Annotated in this window: 23 protein-coding genes and 1 tRNA gene; 15 read left to right on the forward strand and 9 right to left on the reverse strand. The window is 28.9% G+C overall.

Annotated elements, in window-relative coordinates; genetic code table 11:
- The first annotated feature begins 55 nt into the window (after nt 1-55).
- Nucleotides 56-2,941: an aminomethyl-transferring glycine dehydrogenase gene (gene gcvP, locus ABJG40_RS01125; RefSeq protein WP_348022738.1), complete on the forward strand. Its 2,886-nt coding sequence runs from the start codon at nt 56-58 to the stop codon at nt 2,939-2,941.
- 207 nt (nt 2,942-3,148) lie between these two features.
- Here the strand turns inward: gcvP and ABJG40_RS01130 are convergent, their stop codons facing one another.
- The 5 genes from ABJG40_RS01130 to xrtF form a co-directional block, all read right to left on the reverse strand.
- The gene (locus tag ABJG40_RS01130) at nt 3,149-3,559 is read right to left on the reverse strand and encodes a cation transporter (RefSeq protein WP_348022739.1); all 411 of its coding nucleotides are present in this window, start codon (nt 3,557-3,559) and stop codon (nt 3,149-3,151) included.
- Nucleotides 3,560-3,595: 36 nt separating this feature from the next.
- Nucleotides 3,596-5,860: a carboxypeptidase-like regulatory domain-containing protein gene (locus ABJG40_RS01135; RefSeq protein ID WP_348022740.1), complete on the reverse strand. Its 2,265-nt coding sequence runs from the start codon at nt 5,858-5,860 to the stop codon at nt 3,596-3,598.
- 74 nt (nt 5,861-5,934) lie between these two features.
- Nucleotides 5,935-6,336 (reverse strand): hypothetical protein, encoded by a 402-nt coding sequence (locus ABJG40_RS01140; RefSeq protein ID WP_348022741.1) that lies wholly within the window; start codon nt 6,334-6,336, stop codon nt 5,935-5,937.
- Nucleotides 6,337-6,380: 44 nt separating this feature from the next.
- Nucleotides 6,381-6,812, reverse strand: a complete 432-nt coding sequence (locus ABJG40_RS01145) for an exosortase F system-associated protein (protein WP_348022742.1) — start codon at nt 6,810-6,812, stop codon at nt 6,381-6,383.
- Nucleotides 6,809-7,345: an exosortase family protein XrtF gene (gene xrtF, locus ABJG40_RS01150; protein ID WP_348022743.1), complete on the reverse strand. Its 537-nt coding sequence runs from the start codon at nt 7,343-7,345 to the stop codon at nt 6,809-6,811. Before xrtF ends, ABJG40_RS01145 begins: the two co-directional genes overlap by 4 nt.
- Nucleotides 7,346-7,394: 49 nt before the next feature.
- On the opposite strand from xrtF, the gene ABJG40_RS01155 reads away from it, so the two are divergent.
- The 9 genes from ABJG40_RS01155 to rodA all read left to right on the forward strand — a co-directional run bounded on the left by ABJG40_RS01155 (nt 7,395) and on the right by rodA (nt 15,430).
- Nucleotides 7,395-7,850 carry a GAF domain-containing protein gene (locus tag ABJG40_RS01155; protein WP_348022744.1) on the forward strand — a complete coding sequence of 152 codons (456 nt, stop codon included), beginning with the start codon at nt 7,395-7,397 and terminating at the stop codon, nt 7,848-7,850.
- Between the two features lie 87 nt (nt 7,851-7,937).
- On the forward strand, nt 7,938-8,066 hold the full coding sequence (locus ABJG40_RS01160) for a hypothetical protein (protein ID WP_348022745.1): 129 nt from the start codon (nt 7,938-7,940) through the stop codon (nt 8,064-8,066).
- 18 nt (nt 8,067-8,084) lie between these two features.
- Complete coding sequence (locus ABJG40_RS01165) at nt 8,085-8,213, forward strand: hypothetical protein (RefSeq protein ID WP_348022746.1); 129 nt, start codon at nt 8,085-8,087, stop codon at nt 8,211-8,213.
- A 92-nt stretch (nt 8,214-8,305) separates the two neighbouring features.
- Nucleotides 8,306-9,832 carry a bifunctional phosphoribosylaminoimidazolecarboxamide formyltransferase/IMP cyclohydrolase gene (purH, locus tag ABJG40_RS01170; protein WP_348022747.1) on the forward strand — a complete coding sequence of 509 codons (1,527 nt, stop codon included), beginning with the start codon at nt 8,306-8,308 and terminating at the stop codon, nt 9,830-9,832.
- Between the two features lie 78 nt (nt 9,833-9,910).
- Nucleotides 9,911-10,939: a rod shape-determining protein gene (locus ABJG40_RS01175; protein WP_348022748.1), complete on the forward strand. Its 1,029-nt coding sequence runs from the start codon at nt 9,911-9,913 to the stop codon at nt 10,937-10,939.
- 17 nt (nt 10,940-10,956) lie between these two features.
- The gene (gene mreC, locus ABJG40_RS01180) at nt 10,957-11,787 is read left to right on the forward strand and encodes a rod shape-determining protein MreC (RefSeq protein ID WP_348022749.1); all 831 of its coding nucleotides are present in this window, start codon (nt 10,957-10,959) and stop codon (nt 11,785-11,787) included.
- Complete coding sequence (mreD, locus tag ABJG40_RS01185) at nt 11,780-12,283, forward strand: rod shape-determining protein MreD (protein ID WP_348022750.1); 504 nt, start codon at nt 11,780-11,782, stop codon at nt 12,281-12,283. Before mreC ends, mreD begins: the two co-directional genes overlap by 8 nt.
- Nucleotides 12,283-14,169: a penicillin-binding protein 2 gene (mrdA, locus tag ABJG40_RS01190; RefSeq protein ID WP_348022751.1), complete on the forward strand. Its 1,887-nt coding sequence runs from the start codon at nt 12,283-12,285 to the stop codon at nt 14,167-14,169. The genes mreD and mrdA overlap by 1 nt, the downstream gene beginning before the upstream one ends.
- A complete protein-coding gene (gene rodA, locus ABJG40_RS01195) occupies nt 14,150-15,430 on the forward strand; it encodes a rod shape-determining protein RodA (RefSeq protein WP_348022752.1) in 1,281 nt (426 codons plus the stop codon). The genes mrdA and rodA overlap by 20 nt, the downstream gene beginning before the upstream one ends.
- Nucleotides 15,431-15,654: 224 nt before the next feature.
- Here the strand turns inward: rodA and rpsT are convergent, their stop codons facing one another.
- From rpsT to proS, 3 genes are all read right to left on the reverse strand, one after another.
- Nucleotides 15,655-15,906 carry a 30S ribosomal protein S20 gene (gene rpsT, locus ABJG40_RS01200; RefSeq protein WP_249981932.1) on the reverse strand — a complete coding sequence of 84 codons (252 nt, stop codon included), beginning with the start codon at nt 15,904-15,906 and terminating at the stop codon, nt 15,655-15,657.
- Nucleotides 15,907-15,944: 38 nt separating this feature from the next.
- A tRNA-Glu gene (locus ABJG40_RS01205) sits at nt 15,945-16,016 on the reverse strand.
- 108 nt (nt 16,017-16,124) lie between these two features.
- Nucleotides 16,125-17,603, reverse strand: coding sequence for a proline--tRNA ligase (gene proS / locus ABJG40_RS01210; RefSeq protein WP_348022753.1), 1,479 nt, complete (start codon nt 17,601-17,603; stop codon nt 16,125-16,127).
- A 158-nt stretch (nt 17,604-17,761) separates the two neighbouring features.
- On the opposite strand from proS, the gene ABJG40_RS01215 reads away from it, so the two are divergent.
- From ABJG40_RS01215 to ABJG40_RS01235, 5 genes are all read left to right on the forward strand, one after another.
- Entirely contained in the window at nt 17,762-18,976 is a 1,215-nt protein-coding gene (locus tag ABJG40_RS01215; protein WP_348022754.1) for a hypothetical protein, read from the forward strand.
- 32 nt (nt 18,977-19,008) lie between these two features.
- On the forward strand, nt 19,009-20,391 hold the full coding sequence (locus ABJG40_RS01220) for a hemin receptor (protein ID WP_348022755.1): 1,383 nt from the start codon (nt 19,009-19,011) through the stop codon (nt 20,389-20,391).
- A gap of 129 nt (nt 20,392-20,520) precedes the next feature.
- Complete coding sequence (locus ABJG40_RS01225; protein ID WP_348022756.1) at nt 20,521-21,426, forward strand: NifU family protein; 906 nt, start codon at nt 20,521-20,523, stop codon at nt 21,424-21,426.
- A gap of 5 nt (nt 21,427-21,431) precedes the next feature.
- Nucleotides 21,432-22,163, forward strand: coding sequence for a bifunctional demethylmenaquinone methyltransferase/2-methoxy-6-polyprenyl-1,4-benzoquinol methylase UbiE (ubiE, locus tag ABJG40_RS01230; RefSeq protein ID WP_348022757.1), 732 nt, complete (start codon nt 21,432-21,434; stop codon nt 22,161-22,163).
- Between the two features lie 2 nt (nt 22,164-22,165).
- The gene (locus tag ABJG40_RS01235; protein ID WP_348022758.1) at nt 22,166-22,867 is read left to right on the forward strand and encodes a porin family protein; all 702 of its coding nucleotides are present in this window, start codon (nt 22,166-22,168) and stop codon (nt 22,865-22,867) included.
- An 18-nt stretch (nt 22,868-22,885) separates the two neighbouring features.
- On the opposite strand, the gene ABJG40_RS01240 is transcribed toward ABJG40_RS01235, so the two are convergent.
- Nucleotides 22,886-23,617, reverse strand: a complete 732-nt coding sequence (locus tag ABJG40_RS01240; RefSeq protein WP_348022759.1) for an RNA methyltransferase — start codon at nt 23,615-23,617, stop codon at nt 22,886-22,888.
- Nucleotides 23,618-23,788: the final 171 nt, after the last annotated feature.

Below are 23,788 nucleotides of genomic sequence, written 5' to 3' on the forward strand. Positions count from 1 at the left end.
TATTCATAACAATAAACTAAATTGGCTAAAAAAAGCCTAATTAAAACTTTAATTAATGAATACAAATTCGTTTCAAAATAGACATATTGGCCCTAATAAAAAGGAACAAGAAATAATGCTATCAACTATAAAAGTTGACAATTTAGAACAGTTAATTTACCAAACTGTACCTGAAAATATTCGTTTAAAAAAAGAGTTAGATTTAGCTCCTGCAATGAGTGAATATGAATACTTAGCACATATTAAAAATCTATCTGAAAAAAATAAAGTTTTTAAAACTTACATCGGTTTAGGATATCACGAAGCCATTGTGCCAAGTGTTATTCAGCGTAATATTCTAGAAAACCCAGGGTGGTATACAGCTTACACACCTTACCAAGCAGAAATTGCACAAGGTAGATTAGAAGCTTTGTTAAATTTTCAAACCATGGTTTGTGATTTAAGTGGAATGGAATTAGCAAACGCATCTTTGTTAGATGAAAGTACAGCTGCTGCAGAAGCTATGGCTTTATTATATGATGTTAGAGAAAGAAAACAAAAGAAAACTGGCGTAAATAAATTTTTTGTTTCTGAAGAAATTTTACCACAAACCTTATCTGTTTTACAAACAAGAGCAATTCCCATTGGTATAGAATTGGTAATTGGTAACCATGAAGAATTCAATTTTTCTGATGACTTTTACGGAGCAATTTTACAATATCCAGGTAAACATGGTCAAGTATATGATTATTCTGCATTTGTTGCAAAAGCAAATGAAAATAATATAAAAGTTGCAGTTGCTGCAGATATTTTATCATTAGCAAAATTAAAAGCTCCAGGAGAATTTGGAGTAGACGTTGTTGTAGGTACTACACAACGTTTTGGGATTCCACTAGGTTATGGTGGCCCACATGCTGGTTATTTTGCTACTAAAAACAAATACAAAAGAAGTATTCCTGGACGTATTATTGGAGTTACCAAAGACAGAAGTGGTAAACGCGCTTTACGTATGGCTTTACAAACCAGAGAACAACATATAAAGCGAGAAAAAGCGACATCTAATATTTGTACTGCACAAGTTTTATTAGCTGTAATGGCAGGAATGTATGCTGTTTATCATGGTAAAGAAGGTATACAATTTATTGCAGATTCCGTTCACAATAAAACAAAATTAGTAGCAGATTACTTACAAAAGGCAGGTTTTAATCAAAAAAACACTTCTTATTTTGATACTTTATTAATAGAAGTAGATTGTATTAAACTAAAATCGATTGCAGAATCTTTTAAAGTTAACTTTAATTATATAGATGACAAACATATTTCTATCTCTATAAATGAAGCAACCACCCAAAAAGATTTAATGAAATTATTTACCATTTTCGGTCAATTAAAGAAAAAACCAGATGCTTCTGAAGCAGAAAATGTAGGTAATTTCAATCAAATTTTAACACATGAGTCTTTTAATTCTGATTTTGAAGTTATACCTGAAACCACAAAAAGAAATACACCTTTCTTAGAAAACCAAGTATTTAACACGTATCAATCAGAAACAGATATGATGCGTTATATTAAAAAATTAGAGCGTAAAGATTTAGCTTTAAATCATTCTATGATTTCTTTAGGATCTTGTACAATGAAACTGAATGCTGCTTCAGAAATGTTACCTTTAAGTAACCCACAATGGGGAAACATTCATCCTTTTGTTCCTTTAAATCAGGCAGAAGGATATCAACAAGTTTTAAAAAGATTAGAACATCAGTTAAATATTATTACTGGTTTTGCTGGCACATCTTTACAACCAAATTCTGGTGCACAAGGTGAGTTTGCTGGTTTAATGACAATTAGAGCTTTTCATCAAGCAAATGGAGATACTCATAGAAATATCTGTTTAATTCCTGCTTCTGCTCATGGTACTAACCCTGCTTCTGCTGTAATGGCAGGCATGAAAGTAATTGTTACCAAAACAGATGAAAAAGGAAATATTGATGTAAACGATTTACGCGAAAAAGCAGAAGTACACAAAGAAAACCTAGCTGCTTTAATGGTTACATACCCTTCTACACATGGGGTTTACGAAAAAGCAATTAGGGAAATTACGCAAATTATCCATGATAATGGCGGACAAGTTTATATGGATGGTGCAAATATGAATGCGCAAGTTGGTTTAACAAACCCTGCAACAATTGGTGCAGATGTTTGTCATTTAAACTTACACAAAACATTTGCAATTCCACATGGTGGTGGTGGCCCTGGAGTTGGCCCAATTTGTGTTGCTCCACAATTAGTGCCTTATTTACCAACAAATCCTGTAGTTGCTACTGGAGGAGAAAATGCAATTACTGCAATTTCTTCTGCTCCTTGGGGTTCTGCTTTAGTTTGTTTAATTTCTTATGGATACATTACAATGTTAGGTGCAAAAGGATTGACAGACTCTACCAAAAACGCCATCTTAAACGCCAACTACATAAAAGAACGTTTACACGGACATTATAATACTTTGTATACTGGTGAAATGAACAGAGCTGCACACGAAATGATTATTGATTGTCGTGATTTTAAACAAAACGGAATTGAAGTTGTAGACATTGCAAAACGTTTAATGGATTACGGTTTTCATGCACCAACAGTTTCTTTTCCTGTAGGAGGAACTATGATGATAGAACCAACTGAATCTGAATCTATAGCTGAATTAGATCGTTTTTGTGACGCAATGATTGCTATTAGAACAGAAATTACGAATGCAACAAAAGAAGATGCTAACAACCCTTTAAAAAATGCACCTCATACACAAGAAATGTTAACTACTGATGAATGGATTTTACCATACACTAGAAAACAAGCTGCTTTTCCTTTAGATTATATTGCTGATAACAAATTTTGGCCTTCTGTACGAAGAGTTGATGACGCTTTTGGAGATAGAAACTTAAATTGCTCTTGCAACCCTATTGAAGATTATATGTAAGACAAAGCCTGCATACAAACATTAAAACCGTTTTAAAAAAGAAACGGTTTTAATGTAAATAAAATTACACAAGTTGATGTTACTTTTACAAATTTAAGTCATCAAAATTTAGATGTTTTTTTAAAACTTAAACTGATTAAACCTGCATAAGGTTATCATCTCTAACAAATGATGAACCTATTAAAAAGCATAAAAAAATAATTTACTTTAATTTTTTTTCTTTTGTTTTTTTAACTCCCCACTATGATCTAATATTATTTCTTCATCTCTATATTTACAACATGGATGAACAGAATTATAAGCTAATTCTGTGGCAGACAACTTATTCTTTTTATCCAAAATAATATCATGACCAACTTTTAAAATGTTTTTTTGAACTGTTAAAACATCTGTTTTACGTTCATCCATAATTAAATTTAATTGATGAGAACTAACATCCCAAAGAGCAAACTTTACACCTTTTGTTTTTAAAGCAGCAGTTTCTATTCGTTTTTTACACATTCCACAAATTCCATCTACTTCAAAAGATACTTTTGCATTTTTTTTCTTTTTTACTTCTTGTGATTGAATAGTAAACCCAATCAAAAACAAACTAAATATGAATATTATTTTTTTCATCTTTAATATTTTTATTATTATACTTAATCTAACTATTTATTTTATTTTAAACCTTAAACCTGTATATACCGCTCTTCCAAAAATGGGTGAATACACTATTGTAGTATCAAAATTTGAACCAAAGGGATCATCACTTGCTAAAACAGGATTTTTCTGTTGAACATTTGTTAGGTTTTCTCCACCAACATAAGCTTCAAATTTATCAGAAAACACTTTTGTAATTTGCAAATTTAACATCTGATATGCACTAGCATATTCTTGTAATTGATATTGAACAGGATTAGACATTGTATTGGGTAAACGTTGTTTACCAATACTATTAAAAGTTGCATCAAATTTCCATTGAGAACCATTGTCTTTTTGAGGAGTTTCATAAGACAGATTTGCAAAAAATCTATTTTGTGGCTGAATTGGTTTTTGCAAATTACCAGACTTATAATCTGTAGAAATGTCAAAATACTTATAGGCCGTTCTAAAATTAAAAAATGGTGCAATATTATAGTTTAATTCAACCTGAAAACTATTTGCAATACTTTTTCCGTCTAAATCATAGAAAGAAATTTCTTGTGGATTTTCCCAATCTATAACAACTTGATTATTAAAATCTGTTCTATAAAAATCGAATGTAATATCTCCTTTTCTATCAAAAATATTAAATTTTTGCATGTATGAAACTCCATAATTCCATGCAATTTCAGGATTCAATCCATAAATATCTCCTCCAGAGTTATCAATATTAATCTCTCTAGAACTCGCAAATAATTGTTGATTTTCTGCAAAAATGTTTGCACTTCTTTTTCCTCTTCCTAAAGAAGCTCTTATTACACTATTTTGCCAAGGAACATATCTTGCATGAATTCTTGGTGTTAAAAAAGTTCCTAATAAATTATGTGTATCTACTCGTAAACCTGCAGTTAAACTAAAATCGTTTAAATTATCATACGCATACTCAAAAAAGGCACCTGCAGATGTTTCTTTTCTATTATAATTAGTAATATTTACCAACTCTTCATAATTATCATGTGTAAAACTAAGACCTGTTTTAAATTTATTTCTGGTGTCTCCTATGATAGAATTAAAAATAATATTAGAAAATATACTTTCATGCTCTATATCGTAAATTTTTTGTCCAAAATAAGAATCTTGTTGATGGTTGCTGTAAGCCATTTGAAAACCTATACTTTGAAAAGGTAATTCTGGAAAAACATATCCTAATTTTGCTGAAGTTTCAAAACGCCTTGTATCTATTTCACTTCCCCAAGTATCATTAGCAGTTGGTACAGAACTTGGAAATAACCTATCAGTATCTGGATTAAAATCAATTTCACCTGTTTGTTTTTTATCATTTAAAAAACGAATGTTTACAAAACTTACCCATCCTTTTTCTGCATCTACATATTGCCAACGATTCATAACATTTACTTGATTTGATAAAGGGTTATCTAAAAAATTATCGTTGTTTTTATCGAACTTTTCTCCTCTATAATCTCCATGAATATATAAACCTGTTTGCCATTTATCGGAAACTTTTTGATTAAAATGTGTATTTAACTCTAGCCTTCCATTTAGAGATGAATATGCATTTAAAAAGAATTTATTGTCAGAAAAAGGCTTTACCAATTCTGCGTTTATTTGCCCAGAAATACTTTCATATCCGTTTACAACAGATCCTGCTCCTTTTGTTATTTGAATACTTTCTACCCAAGTTCCTGGTGTAAATGTGAGCCCAAAAACTTGTGATGCTCCTCTTACAGATGGAATATTCTCTTGAGAAATTAACAAATACGGACTTGTTAAACCTAACATTTGTATTTGTTTTGTTCCTGTTAAAGCATCAGAAAAACTAACATCTATAGATGGATTTGTTTCAAAACTTTCTGCTAAATTACAACAAGCTGCTTTTAATAACTCATCTGCATTAACCGTAAAAACATTGGCTGTAGATAAAAACGATTTGAATATTGTTTTCTTTTTTGTTCTAACAATAACTTCTTCCAATTCACTTTCTATTGTTAAATAATGATGAATTGGTTTTAAATTTGTTATTGAAACTGTATCTGTTTTATAACCTAAGTAACTAACAACTAATTTTTTGTATTCAGTTTTATAAGGAATTGTAAACCATCCTTTTTTATTTGTAATTGCACTAATATTTGTGTGTAACCAATGCACACTAACACCTTCTATTCCTAAATTATTTTTGGGTTTATTTTTTTCCATAATCTTACCTTTTAAAGTATTTTGAGAAAAGATTAAATATGGAATAAGTAGTAAGAAACTCCTTAATATTATTTTTTTCATTGTTTTGATTTTTATTTAATAACATGACTCTTTATCACCTTAAAAAGATGAATCTGGTTTGTTAAAAAAAAATATCAAATTAAAAAAGATTGATGTAAAACCTGATAATCTTTGAGTATTTCAGGTGGAGAGAAGTCTTTATAGTTTATTTCTTTAGATTGAATCTCTATAAATAAATCATTATAAGTAATATAAAACGATGCTAAAAACTGTTGTTTTGAAAAATCGAATTCATCAACTGAAGTTTGTTGTAATTCGTCTTGACCTTCAATATGATGCACTTCATCTTTACAGCAACCTCTCTTTTTTGCAGAAATTTTTTCCATATCCATTCCGCAATCTACAGCATCACCTATAAAAGAAACATCCATTAAAAACTCTCCACAATAATGTTTTTCTACCGTAAAAGAAAAGGTAGAAAACAACACTAAAAGTGCTAATAAAATTGAGGATATTTTAGATATACTGTGCTTCATTATAAATGTAAAATTACAAAATCTAAAATTAATATGATGTTAAATTATCTTCTGTGTAGTTTTTGATAATAAAATGCAGGAAGAAGAACTAATAAAAAAATTGGATGAATTATAAATCTACGAATATAAAAAGGTAGCAAATAACCACTTTCAAAATCATCTCTTATAAGAATTACAAATACAACTATTAAAATCATAAATGCCAGCATAAAGAAAAATCCTGAAAATTTAAAGTAATCTTTTCTTTCAAACAAAACCCAAATTAACCCTAAAGAAATTAAAGAATTTAAAGTATACCTATACAACATATTTACAGTAAGACGCCAGATATCTATATTGTAAATATATTTATACAAATAATCATTCTTAAAATACTCCATTAACGGATCATAAAATAATTTAGAAGCATATCCTCTTACTAAAAACAATAATAGAATTAAGGTAAAAGCCAAAAAAAATTTTATGTATTTGTTCATTTTTTATAATTAGAAAACTTATTAACCCAAAGAACCCAAAGTAAAAATATTGTTCCATAAATAATTGCCGGAAAAATTAAATCATGTAAAACCCCCACCTGATTAGGATATTTATAAATCATAACCGTTAAAAAAGCGATTCTTAAAACATTTACAACATATATAAAAACACTACCTAAAATAGAAAATAAAATAGTTGCCTTTAAAGAACCTGAAAAAGCAACAATAAAAGAAACAAATAAAATAATTAAACTAATAGAGTTACAACCCTCTATAACTCTTGCAGTATACTTACCTTCTATTATCAACTTAACTGACATTTCTTTATCGTGTTGAGCTGCTTTAACATTATAATTAAAAACAGAAAGTACATCTACAGTTTGATTAGCAACAGCTGCCGTAATTGATGACGTTTGATAAAAATTATCTTTCTTTTGAGATTTTTGTAAGTAAGTATTATAAATTGAAACCAACAAAAAATATGTAACAAAGAACTTTAACAAAAAAATGATGATACTTTTATGTTTCTTCAAAATGATTTTTAATTAATTTAGCAAATTATTTACATTACGAATATACAAAATGAATATAGATATAATACAACAAGAAATAGATACAATTATTTTATCCAATAAATCTCGGGATGAAAAACTACAAACTATATGTGATTATTTAGAAAATGAAATAGCTTATTATGATTGGGTTGGATTTTATTTTAAAAACGGCAACAAAGAAGAATTAAAATTAGCACAATATACAGGAGAAGAAACAGAACATGTTATCATTCCTTTTGGTAAAGGTATTTGCGGACAAGTTGCAGTGAGTAATGAGAATTTTGTTGTACAAGACGTTTCTGAACAAGATAATTACATCTCATGTGGATGGAAAGTAAAATCTGAAATTGTAATACCAATTTTTGTAAATAACGAAAATATTGGTCAAATAGACATAGATTCTCATACTGCAAATATTTTTACAAAAAAAGATGAAGAACTTTTAGAATATATCTGCAAAAAAGTAGTAAATATTTTAGAATAAAAATTGTTTTTTTATTTATTTTTAAGTAAGTTTGTTTCTTAATAAATGTCTATTTAACCATTCTATTAATCATTAATCCCCTAAGTAATGAGAAAAAAAGAAGAAAACACCTACGTTGTATCTAACAACAAAAACCCTAATCTTTATCGAAGTAAAACTTCTTTTATAGACAAAATTATCTTTTGGTTTAACGACTTTATAGAAAACGCAGAATAACTTTTTAATCCCCTAATTATGAAAAAACAGTCGAACAGCATTTTGCTGAAAATGCTTCCGTTTTTAGAAAAAAAACAAGACAAACGAACACCTAGAGATTATTCTACATTAGTAGAACATTTTAAAACTCGAGTTCAAGTAGATTAGTTGTTAACTATTTGCTCGTTTTGTTACTATCTTTTGTTGTCTTTTTAAGTTTGCTTTTATTAAATTTGCAAATCTTAACAAGACAACACAAAATGAGCAGTTCAAAAACAATTAAATCCGCATTAATATCGGTATTTCACAAAGATGGTTTAGAGCCGTTAGTGAAAAAATTAAATGAATTAAATGTAACCATCTACTCTACAGGAGGAACAGAAAGGTTTATTAAAGATTTAGGGATAAACGTGATCCCTGTAGATGAGGTTACTTCTTATCCATCAATTCTTGGTGGTAGAGTTAAAACGCTACACCCAAAAGTTTTTGGAGGAATTCTTAACAGACAAGAAAACGAAAGTGATGTTGCTGAATTAGCTGAGTTTAATATTCCGCAAATAGATTTAGTAATTGTAGATTTATATCCGTTTGAAAAAACAGTTGCATCTGGAGCACCTGAACAAGATATTGTAGAAAAAATTGACATTGGAGGAATCTCTTTAATTAGAGCTGCTGCTAAGAATTTTAAAGATACTTTTATTGTTTCTTCTATGGGTCAGTATGATGATTTTTTAAATATTATTTCAGAGAATAATGGAGTAACTACAATATCTCAGAGAAAGAAATTTGCTGCAAAAGCATTTAATATTTCTTCTCACTATGATACTGCAATCTTTAATTATTTTAATGAAGATGAAATTGCATACAAAGCTAGTGAACAAAAATCTAAAGTTTTACGTTATGGAGAAAACCCACATCAAAAAGGATATTTCTTTGGAGATTTAGAAGCAATGTTTGATAAACTTCATGGTAAAGAATTAAGTTATAACAATCTGTTAGATGTAGATGCTGCTGTAAATTTAATTGCAGAATTTAAAGGAGAAGCACCAACTTTTGCCATTTTAAAACACAACAATGCTTGTGGTTTTGCGCAAAGAGACACTATAAAACAAGCTTATGTAGATGCTTTAGCAGGAGATCCTGTTTCTGCTTTTGGTGGAATTTTAATTGCTAATACAGAAATTGATAAAGAAACTGCTGAAGAAATTCATACTTTATTTTGTGAAGTTGTAATTGCTCCATCTTTTTCTGATGATGCTTTGGCTGTTTTAAAAGGAAAGAAAAACAGAATTATCTTAATTCAAAAAGAAGTAGAACTACCTACAACTACTGTAAGAACTTGTTTAAATGGCTCTCTAGTTCAAGATAAAGACAGTATTACTGATACATTAGAAGATTTAACTTATGTTACAAACAATAAACCAACTCAAAATGAGTTAGATGATTTATTATTTGCTTCTAAATTGTGTAAAAACACAAAATCTAACACGATTATTCTTGTTAAAAACAAACAATTATTAGCAGGAGGAACAGGACAAACAAGTAGAGTTGATGCTTTAAACCAAGCAATAGAAAAAGCAACTTCTTTTAACTTCGATTTAAATGGATGCGTAATGGCAAGTGATGCTTTTTTCCCTTTTCCAGATTGTGTAGAAATTGCAGACAAAGCAGGTATAAAAAGTGTTATTCAACCTGGAGGCTCTATTAAAGACCAATTAAGTATAGATTATTGTAATGACAATAATTTATCTATGGTTATGACAGGTACAAGACATTTTAAACATTAATAAATTTGATGTTATTTACACTCAGAAATTTAGTAAGTTTGTAAGAATACATCAAAAATAATACAACAAAGATAATTTATGGGTTTTTTCGATTTTATGACGGAGGATATTGCGATTGATTTAGGAACCGCAAACACATTAATAATTCACAACGGAAAAGTGGTTATTGATAGTCCTTCTATAGTTGCAAGAAACAGAATTTCTGGTAACATCATTGCAATTGGTAAAGAAGCTAATTTAATGCAAGGAAAAACCCATGAAAATATCAAAACTATTCGTCCATTAAAAGATGGAGTTATTGCTGACTTTGAAGCATCAGAACAAATGATTAAAGAATTTGTAAAACAAATTCCTTCAATTAAAAAGAAATTATTTCCACCGGCTTTAAGAATGGTAATTTGTATTCCTTCTGGAATTACAGAAGTAGAAAAACGTGCTGTACGTGATTCTGCTAAACATATGAATGCTAAAGAAATCTATTTAATTTATGAGCCTATGGCTGCCGCAATTGGTGTTGGTATAGACATTATGGAGCCAAAAGGAAATATGATTATAGATATAGGTGGTGGTACAACAGAAATTGCTGTAATTGCTTTAGGTGGTATTGTTTGTGATCAATCTGTAAAAGTTGCTGGTGATTTATTTACTAGTGATATTATGTATTATATGCGTACACAACACAACTTACATGTTGGTGAAACCACTGCAGAAAAAATTAAAATTCAGATTGGTGCTGCTACTGAAGACTTAGAAACTCCACCAGACGAAATGTTAGTTCAGGGTAGAGATTTGTTGAGTGGTAAACCAAAACAGGTACAAGTTTCTTATAGAGAAATTGCTAAAGCATTAGACAAATCTATTTTAAGAATTGAAGATGCTGTAATGGAAACCTTGTCTAAAACGCCACCAGAATTGGCTGCAGATATTTACAATACTGGTATCTATTTAGCAGGTGGTGGTTCTATGTTAAGAGGTTTAGATAAACGTTTATCTAGAAAAACAGACTTACCAGTTTATGTTGCAGAAGACCCATTAAGAGCTGTAGTTCGTGGAACTGGAATTGCTTTAAAAGAATTAAAAAAATACAAGAATGTTTTAATGAAATAGTAATTTAAGGTCTAACAATGCAGCAGATTATCTATTTTTTTCAGAAGTTTAAATATTTTCTGTTTTTCTTATTGTTAGAGTTTATTGCTCTTGCATTCACTTTTAATAATCTTAATTTTCATAAAAGTAAATTTGTTAACTCTGCCAATAATATTACAGGAGGCATTTTTACAACAATTTCAAACTCATCAGAATATTTAAATTTAAAATCAGAAAACATACGTTTATCTGAAGAAAACACTCGTTTAAGAAACTCAATCGAAAAAAATATTTCTGTTAGATTTGACAACGATTCTACTGTAATAGATTCTTTAAAATATCATCAAAAATACGTCTATACAGAGGCAAAAATCATCAATAACAACTATTCTAAAACGTTTAATTTTTTAACTATCAATAAAGGTAAAAACGATCATATTGATAAAGAAATGGCTGTTATTAATAGTTTAGGAATTATTGGTATTACAGAAAACACATCAAATAATTATACAAGAGTTCAGTCTATTCTAAATAAAAACAGCGGAATTAACGCTCGTCTTAAAGGGAATACTTTTTATTACGGCACATTAAAATGGAACAGCACAAACTATAATATTGTACAATTACATGACATTCCTAGACAAGCTCCTTTAAAAATTGGAGACACTATTGAAACTGGTGGAAAATCTACTATTTTCCCTGAAGGTATACCAATTGGAACTATCTCGAAAATTAATAAAGGAAACACAGCAGACAACAAGGTAGATGTTAAATTATTTAATGACATGAGTAATTTAAGACATGTTTACATTATAAAAAATTTACATAAAGAGGAAATTAAATCTTTAGAAAACATAAGCAATGAATAAAAGTATAAATCAAATTTTATTTTTTGTTTTCTTATTATTACTGCAAGTAATAGTATTAAATAATATTAACTTTCTTGGTTACATAAATCCATATTTATATATCGCATTTGTATTTTTATTCCCCTTAAAAGAAAAAAGATTTTCTTTTCTGTTTTTTAGTTTTTTATTAGGTCTATTTGTCGATTTTTTCTCAGACTCAGGAGGAATCCACGCTTTTTCAACTTTATTTATTGCATACATCCGACTATTTTTTATTAATGTTTATTTTAGAAAAATACCTGCAGACTATCCTTTTTTTACACTTAAATCAGAGTCTTTTGGAAAAGTTTTTAACTATGTAGTAACTTTAACATTAATTCATCACCTTATCTATTTTTCTTTTGCTAATTTTAGTTTTCAAAATTTATCAATGGTTTTTTTTAATACTTTATATTCTAGTGTATTTACGTTGATTTTATTTTTCTTTGGCAACTATATTTTTACTAAAAGCGAATAATGAAAAGAAGTTTTTTACTCTATTTTTTAATAACCTTAATTGGAGTTATTTTTATTGGAAGACTTTTTCAACTACAAATAATTAGAGGCTCAAATTATGATCCAATACATAATTCTGCTGTAAAAACAGAATACGATTATCCAGAAAGAGGTTATGTTTATGATAGAAATGGAAAGCTTTTGGTTGCCAATCAGCTTTCTTATGATGTTATGGTGCAACCAAATCTGGTTAAAACTCTAGATACTTTAGAGTTTTGTAACCTTTTAAAAATTAACAAAACTGATTTTTTAAGGAGATTTAAAAAAGCTAAAAATTACGCACCATATTTACCTTCGGTATTTCTTAAGCAATTAGCAAAAGAAGATTTTGCTTTTTTACAAGAAAAACTACATAAATACACTGGTTTTTTTATTCAAAAAAGAATTATTAGAGAATATCCAATAAATGCTGCCGCAAATGTTTTGGGCTATATTGGTGAAGTAAACGAAGTTTTAGCAAAAAAAAACAACTATTATCAACCAGGAGAATTAATTGGTAAAGATGGAATTGAAAAACAATATGAAAATTATTTAAGAGGAAAAAAAGGAAAAAAACTTCTTCAAAGAAACAATTTAAATAAAGTTACAGGATCTTATTTAAATGGTAAATATGATACTCTTCCTGAAAACGGGAAAGACCTAACTTTAACTTTAGATATTGATTTACAAGTATATGCTCAACAATTAATGTCTGGCAAAAGAGGGGGGATTGTTGCTATTGAACCAGCAACTGGAGAAATATTAACTTTAGTTACAGCTCCTTCTTATGACCCAAATATGTTAGTTGGTAGAAAACGCTCTAAAAATTCAACTATATTGTTTAATGACACCATTAGTAGACCCTCTTATGATAGAGGCTTATTAGCTGCATATGCACCTGGTTCTCCTTTTAAAATGATGAATGCCTTAATTGGACTTCAAGAAAATGTTATTAATGATAAAACTTCTTTTAAATGTTATCATGGATATAAATATGGTAAAAAATCTACTGATTTTATGAAGTGTCATTGTGGCATTATAGGAAGACCTATAAAACTTAAAACTGCAATTGCTAAATCTTGTAACAGTTTTTTTTCGAATACATATAAGAGAATAGTAGAAAAAAATAACAAACCTTCAGAAGGATTAGATAATTGGCACAAACATATTTCTAGTTTTGGTTTAGGAAATTATCTAGGGTACGATTTACCCGCAGGAAGCCCTGGTTTTATTCCACAAGGTAAATATTACGACGATGCATACAGATACTCTTGGAATGGTTCTACAACTATTTCTAATGCAATTGGTCAGGGAGAAGTTTTAACAACACCTATTCAATTAGCAAATTTTACGGCTGCAATTGCTAATAAAGGTTATTTTTATACTCCTCATATTTTAAAAGAGGTTGATAAAAAAGCTATCGAAAACTCGAAGTTCACAAAAGCCAAACACACTACTATTGATAAAAAGCATTTTACTCCAGTTATTGAAGCTATGCATGAAGTTTTTAAAACAGGTACCGGAAAATTTAGTCAAGTAAATGGCATAGAAATTTGCGGAAAAACAGGAACTGCTGAAAATTTTATTAGAATAGAGGGGCAAAAAATTCAACTCCCAGATCATTCTATATTAGTTGCTTTTGCACCAAAAGAAAACCCTAAAATTGCCTTAGCAATCTTTGTAGAAAATGGTGGTTATGGCTCTACAATTGCGGCACCTATTACAAGCTTATTAATTGAAAAATATTTAAATGGAGAAATCTCTAAAGCAAATAAATATAGAGAACAGAATATGCTAAACTTGAGTTTACAAGACATTTATACTAAGTTAAATCAAAAACCAAAAGAAATTGCGTCAGGAACGAAATAATATTTTTGCAAATATAGATTGGATATTGGTTTTTCTATTCATTACTCTTGTTGGTTTTGGGTGGATGAATATTTACGCAGCTTCTAAAACTGAAGATAATTATCAAATTTTAGATTTTTCTACTAAATATGGAAAACAAATACTTTGGATTCTTTTAAGCATTCCGCTAATTGTTATTATTCTATTTTTTAATTCGAAGTTTTACGAACGATTTTCTAGTATCTTTTATGTTATTTCATTAATAGTTTTAGTTCTTTTATTTCCCCTAGGAAAAGAAATAAATGGTGCAAAATCTTGGTTTAATTTTGGTGCAATGAGTTTACAACCATCAGAATTTGTAAAAGCATTTACAGCTTTAGCAGTAGCAAAATTATTAAGTGACAGACAATACAACCTAAGCTTAATCAAAAATCAGATAAAAGCCTTTATAATTATTTTTACTCCTGCAATATTAATTACACTTCAACCAGATGCTGGTTCTGCTCTAATATATTTAGCTTTCTTTTTTGTATTAAATAGAGAAGGTCTTACTTTAAACTACACCATTTTAGGCACATTACTTATCCTTATTTTTATATTAACTATCTTCTTTGGGTATGTAACTATTTTAATTTTTCTATTATTTTTAGTAACAATAGGAACCTTTTACGCTATTTACAAAGGAGGAAAAAGATTTATTCGTTTCAACTGGTATAAAGTTTTAGCTATTTATTTAACAACTACTCTTTTTATTTTTGGAACCCATTTTGCTTACAACAAAGTTTTTAAACAACATCATAGAGATCGTTTTGAAGTTCTCTTAGGACTTAAAACTGACACAAAGAACATTGGCTATAACTCTCATCAATCAGAATTAACAATTAGCTCTGGAGGTTGGACTGGGAAAGGTTTTTTAAAAGGAGATATTACAAAAGGAGATTTTGTACCAGAACAACACACAGATTACATTTTTAGCACTGTTGGTGAAGAATGGGGTTTTATAGGTAGTAGCTTTGTAATCGTTCTTTTTATGTTAATGCTTTATAGGATTATTTACCTTTCTGAAACACATTCTAATAAGTTTGGTAGAATTTATGGTTATAGTGTAGCTTCAATTTTATTTTTTCATATAATCGTTAATATTGGGATGGTTATTGGCTTGTTACCTACTGTTGGCATACCCCTCCCCTTTTTTAGCTATGGAGGTTCTTCTCTTTGGGGATTTACTGTACTACTTTTTATTTTTATCAGACTAGATGCTCATAAAAATTACGATTGGTAATTTAGATTTTTATAAAATCACTTACTCTTAATTATATTTATCTTTTTTAAGAATATATAATAGAGTAAAATTTTGACTCTAGCGTTTAATAAACCGTTTTAAATGGGTTTTACTCCATAGCATTTATTTTATTTTGTAACCTTAAAGTAAACTATAGTTAAAATTAGAACAAAAAAAACTCTGAATATAATTCAGAGTTTTTGATATCTTATAATTGTAAAATCTTACATTGCAGCAACATGCTTTGTTAACTTAGATTTTAAATTAGCAGCTTTATTCTTGTGAATAATATTGTTCTTAGCTAACTTATCTAACATCGAAATAACTTTTCCTAATTTACCTTCTGCCTCTTTCTTATCTTCAGAAGAACGTAAGTCTCTTACAGCATTACGAGTTGTTTTATGCTGATATTTGTTACGTAATCTTTTAGATTCGTTACTTCTAATTCTTTTTAATGCTGACTTATGATTTGCCATAATTCTTAATTTATTAGTTTTTTATAATTAAAACTTTGTAGTCCGTACGGGAATCGAACCCGTGTTACATGGATGAAAACCATGCGTCCTAACCCCTAGACGAACGGACCATAACAATTAATAGATATTAAAATATGTCTCAATTGCGGGTGCAAATATACAACCTTTTTTAACTTCTGCAACTAATTTCAAAAAAAAAATTATTTTTTTTTTTAAATTTAATATGCTTTTGCAAAAAGAACCCTTTTTTTAGATGGTTTACCTGTTAAAACACATACTCCTTCTTCTTCTTTCGCATCATTAGGTATACATCTAATAGTTGCTTTCGTATATTCTTTTATTCTATCTTCTGTTTCTTCTGTTCCATCCCAATGAGCAGAAACAAAACCTCCTTTATTTTTAATAGCTTTTTTAAATTCCTTAAAATCGTTAACTACGGTTGTATGTTCTTTTCTAAAGTTAACAGCTTTAGAGAATAAATTATCCTGTATTTCTTCTAAGAGATTTTCAATAAAAGAAACTGCATCATCTTGAGCAATTGTTTGCTTCTCAAATGTGTCTCTTCTGGCTATTTCTAAAGTACCATTTTCTAAATCTCTATTTCCAATAGCAATTCTTACTGGCACTCCTTTTAATTCATATTCAGCAAATTTTGCTCCAGGTCTATAAGTATCTCTTGTATCAAACTTAACAGAAATACCTTTTTTACGTAATTCTTTTACAATTACATTCATTTTCTCTGAAATAGCTTCTAATTGTTCTTCACCTTTATAAATAGGCACAATTACAACTTGAATAGGAGCTAATTTTGGTGGCAATACTAATCCTTTATCATCGGAATGCGTCATAATTAAACCACCTATTAAACGTGTAGAAACTCCCCAAGAAGTTGCCCAAACATATTCTTGTTTTCCTTCTTTAGAAGTAAACTTCACATCAAATGCTTTTGCAAAGTTTTGACCTAAAAAATGACTTGTTCCAGCTTGTAATGCTTTTCCATCTTGCATTAATGCCTCTATAGTGTAAGTATCTTCTGCACCTGCAAAACGTTCGCTATCAGATTTTACACCTTTTACAACTGGCATTGCCATAAAATTTTCAGCAAATTCAGCATAAACATCTTGCATTTGTTTAGACTCTGTAACAGCTTCTGCTTTTGTAGAATGTGCAGTATGACCTTCTTGCCATAAGAACTCTGCTGTTCTTAAAAATAAACGAGTTCTCATCTCCCAACGTACAACATTTGCCCATTGATTAATTAATAATGGTAAATCTCTATAAGATTGAATCCACCCTTTATAAGTATTCCAAATAATAGCTTCAGAAGTTGGTCTAACAACTAACTCTTCTTCTAATTTAGCTTCTGGATCTACTCTTAATTTCCCTTCATTATCAGGATCATTTTGTAATCTATAATGTGTAACTACAGCACACTCTTTAGCAAAACCTTCTGCATTTTTTTCTTCAGCTTCAAATAAACTTTTAGGAACGAAAAGAGGAAAATAAGCATTTTCATGCCCAGTCTCTTTAAACATTCTATCAAGCTCTGTTTGCATTTTTTCCCAAATTGCATAACCATAAGGCTTTATAACCATACAACCTCTAACAGCAGAATTCTCTGCTAAGTCTGCTTTTACTACTAACTCATTATACCATTTAGAATAATCGTCTGCTCTCTTTGTTAAATGTTTACTCATAATAAAAAGTTTGGCACAAAAATTGTTACCTTTAAAGTGTAAGTTTTGTTAAAGATTTTTATCTGTTTTACAAAAACTTTTACAAAATTAATATAATTTTAAAGAGTTTTGGCAAGATTTTATTAATAAAAGTAAGTATTCATCTAAATATATTCATCATGAAACCACAAATTACACACCTCAACTTAAACCGACTATTTTTATTATTTACAACTAGTTTGTTACTAGTCTCTTGTGGCACATACCAAAACACATTAAATGATGATGGAATTTATGGGGATGAAACATCTGTAAATGAAAATAAAAAAATAGTAATTGTTGATGAAAATGAAATTGAAGAATATGAAGAAAATTATTTTTTAAAAAAATACAATAGTTTATCAAAAATTGAAAATAATGATGTTTTTATAAATGTAGATGATTATAATACAATAGACACTATTTATGTAGATGATGAAACTATAGATGAAACTTTAAATTATAATCCGAATCAACCTTGGGGTCAGGGAGAAAACAATGATGTTGTTGTTAATATTAATTTAATGAATGACCCATATTGGAATAATTTTTATGGCTATAATTATTATGATTCTTGGGGTTACAGAAACTGGAATTATAGAGGTTATAGATGGAATTACAATCCATACTGGCATCCATATCATAATTTTTATGCTTGGAATGTAGGTTTTTACAACCCTTACTATTACTATACCCCTTTTTATGGTTATGGAAATCTTTACAGAAACTATAACAACAGGTATTACAATCGTTATAATAGGAACAATAATTACGGAAGAAGAACTGCTAGTAATACAATTTACAGAAGAAATAACACGTATAATTCTAGAAATAGATCAACTATTAGTAGAAAATCTAAAACAACAAATAAAAGAGAAACTACAACAACAAGAAGAAGAACCACAACTACACCTTCTAGAACAACTACTACTAGAAGAGCTTCTACTACAACTAGAAGAAGTACAACACCAACCAGAAGTACAAGAAGTAATTCTAGCAATAGAAGAAATATTGCGAATGTAGAAACTTACAATACAAATAGAAGAAATAATAGACAAGTTGTAGTTGTTAGAAGATCATCTTCTAACCCGTCTTCAACAACAAGAAAAACATATAATTCTACCAACAGAAACTCTAACAATACAACTAAAAGAAGCACAAGTACTTCTACAAGAAATACAAATTCAAATTCTAAAATTAAAAGAAGTTACAATACCTCTTCTAATAATAAAAATAGCAGTTATAAACCTTCTTCAAGTAACTCATCAAATACAAGAAGCTCATCAACAAGAAGTTCATCAACAAGAAGTAGTTCTTCTTCTAGCAGATCTACTTCATCTAGAAGAAGAGGGTAATATTAATTAAATTATACACAAAAAACATTAGCATGAAAAAATATATAACTCTGGCGATTTTTTTCGCAACAACAATTACGTCTTATTCTCAATCTTTAGGCTACCAAGATTTAGGAGTATTATTTTCTGAAAATGATGAAAATGGATCTGCAAGATTTACAGCAATGAGTGGCGCTTTTGGAGCATTAGGAGGAGATGTGTCTTCAATGAGCATTAACCCTGCTGGTATTGCTATCTTTAATAAAAGTTCATTTTCTGGTACCATTAACTCTAGAAATTCTGATATAACTTCTAACTATTATGGAAACTCATTTAAAACACAAGATCAATTTTTTAACCTTTCTCATGCTGGCGCTGTATTAGTTTTTGATAGTGCATACAATAGTGAATGGAGTAAATTTGCTATTGGATTCAATTACAGAATCACAAAAGACTTTGCTAATAATTTTTTAGCACAAGGAAATAGCAATGTTGCTACTTTTAGAGATTTTCCTCTCGATAACAATACACCTACAATAGACTATAATATAGCAGATAAACAGCATTTTACAAATAATTATGGTGGTGAAATTTCTGAATTAAACATTGCTTTTTCGTCTGTTCATCAAAAGAAATTATATATTGGTTTAGGTTTAAATTTTTACGATTTAAACTTTAGTCAACAATCACAATTAACAGAGTTTAATAGTGATGTAAACGGAAATGAATTAGATGCTAACTTTTACCAAGAAAACTTTACAACAGGAACAGGTTTTTCTGCAAATGCAGGTTTTATTTACAAAGCGCACCCAAATTTTAGATTTGGTATTGCATACCAAACTCCTACTTGGTATACAGAAATAATAGAATCTACAAACATTACTAATAATGATGGTTTTTTTGGAGATACAGAGATAATAGTTAGTAATGACAATATTATTTATGATAATACTTCTGGTGGTTATTACCCAACACAAGAACTTTTATATAAATTAACGACTCCCAGTAAAATAACTGCCAGTGCTGCTTTTATATTTGGAAAAAAAGGATTACTAAGTTTTGATTATATAAATAAAAATTATCAAAACATGAAATTATCTAAAGGAGTCTTCACAGATGAAAATCAGTTTTTCCAAAACGAACTAAGAAACACACATTCATTTAATGTAGGTACAGAATGGCGTTTAGATAGATTTAGTATTAGAGGAGGATACAAATTTGAGCAAGATCCAAGTAAATTAGCAGAAGACACAAATAATTTAGTAGGCCATTCTTTAGGAGCTGGTTATAATTTTGGAAGCTTTAAGCTAGACTTTTCTTATAGCAACAACAATAAAACTAGCTATTATAATTTTTACTCTGGTTTTAATGTAGACCCAGCAAGTTTAAATATAGATAACAGAACTATTACTGCAACTGTTACCTTAAACCTATAGCATTCATAAACAAAATAAAAATTCCGCTTAAAAAAAATAATTACTTTTTAAGCGGAATTTTTATTTAACATCTTAAAACAATTCTGTTTATCTTTTTTGCCTTAATTTTGCAAATCAATTTTTAGTAAAATGCAAGACATAAAAATTACAATACAAGAAACCACAAACAACACTATTATAAAATTTAATACCAATAAAATTTTAATTAATGGTGGCAGCTACGAATATAGTAATATAGATGAAGCTAAAAATGCTCCATTAGCTCAACAACTTTTTTATTTACCTTTTGTTAAGAAGATATTTATTACTGCAAATTTTATTGCAATTCAACGTTATGACATTTTAGAATGGGTAGATGTACAAGAAGAAGTTAAAGAACAAATTGAAGCTTTTTTAAATGAAGGAGGAATTGTTGTAAACGAAAAACCTAGTTCTACAAAAGAAGCAATAGAAATTTATGCCGAAGTTACACCCAACCCTTCTGTAATGAAATTTGGAAGTAACAAGTCTTTAACTCAAACAGATGTTGAGTATAAAAATATAGATGAAGCAAGTAAATCATCTCCTCTAGCCCAAGCACTTTTTAACTTTCCATTTATTAAAGAGGTTTTTATTTCTGACAATTATATTTCTGTTACTAAATATGATATGGTAGAATGGAATGATGTTTTTGCAGAAGTAAGAACTTTTATTAGAGAATATTTAGTTGCAGGAAAAATAATTATCAAAGAACTTCCAAACCAAAAAGAGAGTATTTCTACCAATAAAACAGAAACTCCACAAGTAAAGCTAGAAGGTATTTATGGACAAATTGTAGATATTTTAGAAGAATATATTAAACCTGCAGTTGCTGGTGATGGTGGTAATATTGCTTTTCGTTCTTATGATGAAGAGAACAAAGTAGTAAGTGTTGTTTTACAAGGTGCTTGTAGCGGTTGCCCTTCTTCTACTGCTACTTTAAAAAACGGAATTGAAAGCTTGTTAAAAGAAATGTTACCTAATCAAATCAACGAAGTTGTAGCAATTAACGGATAAGAAAAATGTCAGCAGAAAAAATAAATCCATACAAAGATTCTCAGCTTGGTAAAAAAGAGCAAGTTGCTCAAATGTTTGATAATATTTCTGAAAATTACGATGGCTTAAACAGAGTAATTTCTTTAGGAATTGATGTTAAATGGCGTAAAAAAGTAGTAAAAATTGTTGGACAAAATAATCCAAAACAAATTTTAGACATCGCAACAGGCACAGGAGATTTGGCTTTAATGATGGCTTCTTTAAACCCTGATAGAATTGTAGGTTTAGATATTTCTGAAGGAATGTTAAATGTTGGTAAACAAAAAATAGCTAAAGCTAATTTATCTGATAAAATAGAAATGATAGTGGGCGATTCTGAAGAAATGCCATTTGATGACAATACTTTTGATGCAATTACTGTTTCTTTTGGTGTTAGAAACTTTGCAAACTTAGCTAAAGGTATTAAAGAAATTGCTAGAGTTTTAAAACCAACTGGTGTGTTAGTTATTTTAGAAACCTCTAATCCAACTAAATTTCCATTTAAACAAGGCTATAAATTATACACTAATTTAGTTTTACCTATTATCGGAAAATTATTTTCGAAAGATAAAGTTGCTTATTCTTACTTATCTGAATCTGCAAATTCTTTTCCTTTTGGAGGAGCTTTCAACAATATTTTACAAAAAAATGGGTTTACCAATACAAAAGATACTCCAGTAACTTTTGGAGTTGCTACAATTTATACCGCAAGTAAATAATGATGGCTAAAAAAATTTTAATTTTCGGTTTATTTCTAATTAATTCTATTACTTTTTTAGCGCAAAGAGAAAAAGTAGAATATCTACCTAGTTTTGATAAAAATAAAATACATTATGGTTTTTATTTAGGGTTAAACCAAAATGATTTTAAGTTTAGTTTACGTGAAAACGCTAATGTTACAGATGCAAATATTACAGTTACACCAACAGCAGGTTTTAATGTTGGTTTAATTGCAGATTTAAGGTTACACAAAAACCTAAACTTAAGAATAGAACCAGGTTTAATGACCAATGCAAAAAAAATATATTTCAATCATTTAGCACTTCCAAAAGACAGTGTAAGAGATGTAAGCTCTACCTACCTACATGTACCTTTATTATTTAAATTTAGTACAGATAGATATAAAAACATACGACCATACCTATTAGGTGGTGTTTCTTACAATTACAACTTTTCTAGCAATGAAGCAAATCAAGATGATAATTCTGCAGGTCAGTTTAGAATGAAGTCTAGTAATTTTATGTACGAAGTTGGGGTTGGAATAGATATTTACCTTTACTTTTTTAAATTCTCACCTTCTATACGTGGAGTTTTTGCTATCAATAATGAAATAAAATACGATGATGACATTAACAGTCAATGGACTGCTCCTGTAAATTATATGGGTACTCGTGGAGTTTTTCTAACTTTTGCTTTTGAGTAAGGTTTAATTAAAAAATAATTACCCATTTCTCTTAAACTCGCTTAACAAAATGGCAGTTGCTGTAGCTACATTTAAACTTTCTGTTTCTTGAGTAATGCCAAATCTTGGAATAGAAATTTTATTAGTGATCAACTCTTTTATTACGTCAGACACTCCATTTGCTTCATTTCCCATGATAAGAATTCCTGTTTTTGATAAAACTGATCTGTACACATTTTCACCATTCATATCTGCAATAAAAGTTGGTAATTCTGTGTTAGTTAAATAAGATTTTAAATCTACATAATGAATAGGTACTCTTGCTAGAGATCCCATACTTGCTTGCACAACTTTTTGATTATAACAATCTACAGTATCTTTAGAACAAATTAGTTCTGCTACACCAAACCAGTCACATAAACGAATAATGGTTCCTAAATTTCCTGGATCATTTATAGCGTCTAAAGCAACAATTAAACCCTTGTTTTTAAATATTTTTTCTTCAGGAATTTTAAACAACCCTAAAACTTTATTAGGAGATTTTAAACTACTTACCTTCTTTAAATCTGCTTCAGAAATTCTAATTATTTTTTTATTAGAAATATCAGAAGAAAAATCATTTGTACAAAAAAGAGCCTCCACTTCAAGTGAAGAATTCAATAATTCTTGTACAACTTTTATACCTTCTGCAATAAATAATTTATGCTTAAGCCTATACTTTTTCTGAGATAAACTTGTTATTAATTTAAATTGATTTTTTGATATACTCAAAACTAATAGATTTTTAGAATTTTAGAGGTAGTTATTTTTTTCTTTATTAAGACAAAATTTACAAACATAGCATTTGTTACGTTTTAAAATTTTAACGCAAAGAAAGGTAAAAAGAACAAGTATAAAAACCAAAAATCTATTGGTTTTGGGCAAATACTCATTAATTGATTG

This window comes from Polaribacter sp., assembly GCF_039939415.1.
Classification (GTDB): Bacteria; Bacteroidota; Bacteroidia; order Flavobacteriales; family Flavobacteriaceae; genus Polaribacter.

Bases quoted from the DNA above. Each gene is read 5' to 3' on its own strand.
- gcvP (WP_348022738.1), top strand. From the start codon at position 56: ATGAATACAAATTCGTTTCAAAATAGACATATTGGCCCTAATAAAAAG.
- ABJG40_RS01130 (WP_348022739.1), bottom strand. From the start codon at position 3,559: ATGAAAAAAATAATATTCATATTTAGTTTGTTTTTGATTGGGTTTACT.
- ABJG40_RS01135 (WP_348022740.1), bottom strand. From the start codon at position 5,860: ATGAAAAAAATAATATTAAGGAGTTTCTTACTACTTATTCCATATTTA.
- ABJG40_RS01140 (WP_348022741.1), bottom strand. From the start codon at position 6,336: ATGAAGCACAGTATATCTAAAATATCCTCAATTTTATTAGCACTTTTA.
- ABJG40_RS01145 (WP_348022742.1), bottom strand. From the start codon at position 6,812: ATGAACAAATACATAAAATTTTTTTTGGCTTTTACCTTAATTCTATTA.
- ABJG40_RS01155 (WP_348022744.1), top strand. From the start codon at position 7,395: ATGAATATAGATATAATACAACAAGAAATAGATACAATTATTTTATCC.
- ABJG40_RS01160 (WP_348022745.1), top strand. From the start codon at position 7,938: ATGAGAAAAAAAGAAGAAAACACCTACGTTGTATCTAACAACAAAAAC.
- ABJG40_RS01165 (WP_348022746.1), top strand. From the start codon at position 8,085: ATGAAAAAACAGTCGAACAGCATTTTGCTGAAAATGCTTCCGTTTTTA.
- purH (WP_348022747.1), top strand. From the start codon at position 8,306: ATGAGCAGTTCAAAAACAATTAAATCCGCATTAATATCGGTATTTCAC.
- ABJG40_RS01175 (WP_348022748.1), top strand. From the start codon at position 9,911: ATGGGTTTTTTCGATTTTATGACGGAGGATATTGCGATTGATTTAGGA.
- mreC (WP_348022749.1), top strand. From the start codon at position 10,957: ATGCAGCAGATTATCTATTTTTTTCAGAAGTTTAAATATTTTCTGTTT.
- mreD (WP_348022750.1), top strand. From the start codon at position 11,780: ATGAATAAAAGTATAAATCAAATTTTATTTTTTGTTTTCTTATTATTA.
- mrdA (WP_348022751.1), top strand. From the start codon at position 12,283: ATGAAAAGAAGTTTTTTACTCTATTTTTTAATAACCTTAATTGGAGTT.
- rpsT (WP_249981932.1), bottom strand. From the start codon at position 15,906: ATGGCAAATCATAAGTCAGCATTAAAAAGAATTAGAAGTAACGAATCT.
- proS (WP_348022753.1), bottom strand. From the start codon at position 17,603: ATGAGTAAACATTTAACAAAGAGAGCAGACGATTATTCTAAATGGTAT.
- ABJG40_RS01215 (WP_348022754.1), top strand. From the start codon at position 17,762: ATGAAACCACAAATTACACACCTCAACTTAAACCGACTATTTTTATTA.
- ABJG40_RS01220 (WP_348022755.1), top strand. From the start codon at position 19,009: ATGAAAAAATATATAACTCTGGCGATTTTTTTCGCAACAACAATTACG.
- ABJG40_RS01225 (WP_348022756.1), top strand. From the start codon at position 20,521: ATGCAAGACATAAAAATTACAATACAAGAAACCACAAACAACACTATT.
- ubiE (WP_348022757.1), top strand. From the start codon at position 21,432: ATGTCAGCAGAAAAAATAAATCCATACAAAGATTCTCAGCTTGGTAAA.
- ABJG40_RS01235 (WP_348022758.1), top strand. From the start codon at position 22,166: ATGGCTAAAAAAATTTTAATTTTCGGTTTATTTCTAATTAATTCTATT.